We start from the raw sequence: 3,466 nt of genomic DNA on the forward strand, positions 1-3,466 counted from the left end.
TCCCTGGATGCAGTTGGGTCGGGGCTCCAACATGCTCGTCTCTGACAAAGGGATACGGGGACTTGTGATCAAGCTGGGGCCAGGATTTGATTATGTTCATTTTGAAGATGAACAGATCGTTGCTGGAGGAGGCGTTTCACTGGTCAAACTGTGCGTTATGGCCAGCAAGCAGGGCCTGTCCGGTCTTGAATTTGCTGGTGGTATCCCAGGATCAGTCGGTGGGGCTGTCTACATGAACGCCGGTGCCCATGGGTCTGATGTGTCACAAATATTCCAGTCCGCTGAGATTGTGCTGGATACAGGGGAATTGGCTGTGTACGATGCCGAGAATATGCATTTCAGCTATCGTCACTCCGTGTTGCATGAGCAACGTGGAATGGTGACAGAGGCAGTGTTTCGGATGAAGCGGGGCGACCGCGAGGAAATTTCAGCAGCACTTGCGGCTTTTAAAGACCGCCGCCGGCTGACCCAGCCGTTACAGTTAGCTTGTGCAGGAAGCGTATTCCGTAATCCTCCAGGAGACTATGCTGCTCGTCTTATTGAGAGCGCAGGTCTCAAGGGCTTGAAGGCGGGAGGCGCAGAGGTATCTGTACAGCATGCCAATTTCATTGTAAATACCGGTCAAGCGACAGCAGAGGACGTGCTTACCCTAATGAAGCATATTCAAAGTACAATATCATCTCAAACCGGCATCAAGCTAGTTCCGGAGGTTTTCGTAGTGGGTGAGCGGTAAACTCGGAGGTGATACATTGGACAAATTGGTGATTGAGGGAGGCCGTCCCCTGTCAGGCACCATACGTATCCATGGGGCAAAAAATGCGGCACTACCTATTCTTGCAGCGAGCTTACTAGCACAAGGTAAGGTAGAAATTCGGAATGTGCCCCATCTTTTAGACATTAAGGTCATGCTGCACATCCTTGAAAGACTCGGCTGTACATGCCGACATGAAGAGGAAACGGTATACGTGGATACGTCGTCCGTCCGAACGTTCCAAATTCCAGAAGATTTGATGAAGCAAATGCGCTCATCTATCTTTCTGATGGGACCGCTGCTCGCCAGATATGGAGAAGTTTCCATTTACCAGCCCGGAGGCTGCGCCATAGGCGAGCGCAAAATTGATCTTCACCTAGAGGGCTTAAAAGCTCTTGGCGCAGAGATAGAGGAAAAAGACGAGCAAATTACATTTCGAGCCCACAAGCTAATCGGCTCGGACATCCACATGGATTTCCCGAGTGTAGGTGCAACGGAAAATATTATGATGGCTGCTGCGTTGGCTGAAGGACGAACAACGATCACCAATGCAGCGAGGGAACCGGAAATTCAGGATCTACAAAACTTCTTGAATGCCATGGGAGCCCGCATTATCGGTGCTGGAACCGACACGATTACAATTACGGGGGTCAGTCGCCTCAATCCGTGTACGTATGAGGTCATTCCTGACCGCATAGTAGCTGGAACGGTTATGATCGCAGCTGCAGCTACACGAGGAAGTGTGTCGCTGACCCACTGCAATCCATCCCACTTGTCTGCTCTGATTCATGTCCTCAGGCGGGCTGGTGTTCAAATCGGCATCTTGAATGATATAATGACCGTAAGTTGTATGAGTCGTCCCAAAGCAGTGGAAAGGATCGTTACCTCCCCTTACCCGTCTTTTCCGACGGATTTGCAATCTCAGGTCATGGTTCTGCTTTCCTTGGCGGACGGATTCAGTGTCATGAAAGAGACCGTCTTCGAAAGCCGATTCAAACATGTAGATGAACTAAATGTAATGGGTGCTGATATTACGGTTGATGCAAATGCTGCTTTTATAAGAGGAGTTTCTCGTCTGTACGGGGCTACGGTAGAGGCTACCGATCTGCGGGCAGGGGCTGCGCTGGTCATAGCGGGTCTAGCGGCTCAAGGATGTACCATTGTCGAGCAGGTTCATCATATTGACAGAGGGTATGACCGAATCGAACGTCTTTTCCAGGGACTGGGTGCCCGAATGAGCCGTCAGTCTCCGGTGCCGGAGCAGCTGGATTTCGTAAATTAATGCCTGTAATGTCCCTCCGTTAACGGGGGGACAAAAGGCTTTTGTGGAGAGAAGCTATGCCAAATGCTCAAATACCTGTTCTTAAAAAGAACAGAACGAAAAAAAGTACAAGCCGGAAGATTGCTATTCTTCTCATTTTGTTGTTTATCGTACTGCTCGCTGTTCTCTTTTTCCGTTCTTCGTTGAGTCGGGTTTCTGAAATTCGTTTTGATGGTAATGTATTTTCGACCCGAGATCAGCTTCTTAATCGAAGCGGTCTGGCTGTTGGAGATCAGTATTTCGGAGTCAGTTCATCCGACATCTCTGAGAAACTGCGGGAAATTCAATCGATACAGCAAGTCACAGTGGACAAGCAGTTTCCGGGGATTATTGCTATTCACATTAAAGAGTTTGCTACGGTCGCTTACGAGTTGCAGAGTGACGGGAGCCTTCGTGCTATTCTAGCGAACGGGACAAGCGTGGGCGTGGGGAGTAGCGGAATAGCCGTTGAGAAGCCTATTTTGACCAAATGGAAATCTGATGATCCGTACAAAGCGAAGCTGTGTGATGCTTTATCACGCATTCCGGGGGAATGGACAGCCGATATTTCGGAAATTATTCCCGCGCCGATTCCTTCTTTTCCGGACCGCATCAAAATGTACACACGTTCCCAGTTTGAGGTTATTACAACCGTTTCTCTACTGAATTCTAAAATCAGCTATTTGAACCAGGTGCTAGAAACAGAAGATCCAGGTTTGATCACCATGTTGGAGGCGGATTCCTACGTTCCGTTCAAACCGGATACGAGTAAAGAGGGCCAAGAAAAAGATACTACTCAGTGATGTGAAAAAATGCTAGAATTGATTTTATGGGTAATAGACTTGCCTCCTTCTTTTTTCTTCAAATTTTTATGTGACTGCAACCATAAATTGGCTTCTAAAAAATTTGTAGAAAAAAGAGGGAAAGCATGGAGTTTGTTGAATATGTACAGAGTGTGTTTAAAGAACGAAATTCATTTTGGAGTCAGGAGGTGCCACAGACTTGAGCAACAATGACATCATTGTTAGTTTGGACATCGGTACATCCAAAGTTCGGGCTATTATTGGGGAAATGAATAATGGAACCTTTAATATTATTGGAGTTGGATCTGCCGACTCGGAAGGGATTCGCAAAGGTGCAATTGTAGACATTGATCAAACCGTGCAATCAATCCGTAACGCCGTGGATCACGCAGAACGCATGGTTGGTATTCAAATAACAGAAGTGTATGTGGGGATTTCAGGCAATCATATTGGCCTGCAAAATAGTCATGGCGTAGTAGCCGTGTCCAACGAGGACCGTGAAATCGGTGAGGAGGACATTGAGCGTGTACTGAAGGCAGCTGAGGTTATTGCCGTACCACCGGAGAGAGAAATTATTGACGTGGTAGCCAAGCAGTATGTCGTGGATGGCCT

The 3,466-nt window shown here is 47.9% G+C and carries 3 protein-coding genes and 1 pseudogene; all 4 read left to right on the forward strand.

The genetic code is table 11. The features are described from left to right. Positions 1-733 (forward strand): UDP-N-acetylmuramate dehydrogenase (murB, locus tag GRP75_RS21910; RefSeq protein WP_160790351.1); only part of this gene is annotated, 733 nt, incomplete at its 5' end. Continuing rightward, positions 723-2,033, forward strand: coding sequence for a UDP-N-acetylglucosamine 1-carboxyvinyltransferase (murA, locus tag GRP75_RS21915; protein ID WP_176716858.1), 1,311 nt, complete (start codon positions 723-725; stop codon positions 2,031-2,033). The genes murB and murA, both read left to right, overlap by 11 nt. Before the next feature lie 56 nt (positions 2,034-2,089). Next, positions 2,090-2,854 carry a cell division protein FtsQ/DivIB gene (locus GRP75_RS21920; protein WP_160790352.1) on the forward strand — a complete coding sequence of 255 codons (765 nt, stop codon included), beginning with the start codon at positions 2,090-2,092 and terminating at the stop codon, positions 2,852-2,854. A 199-nt stretch (positions 2,855-3,053) separates the two neighbouring features. After that, positions 3,054-3,466: pseudogene (locus GRP75_RS21925) on the forward strand (cell division protein FtsA); the annotation flags it as partial.

It is taken from the genome of Paenibacillus sp. OT2-17 (assembly GCF_009827695.1).
GTDB classification, from domain to species: domain Bacteria; phylum Bacillota; class Bacilli; order Paenibacillales; family Paenibacillaceae; genus Paenibacillus; species Paenibacillus polymyxa_B.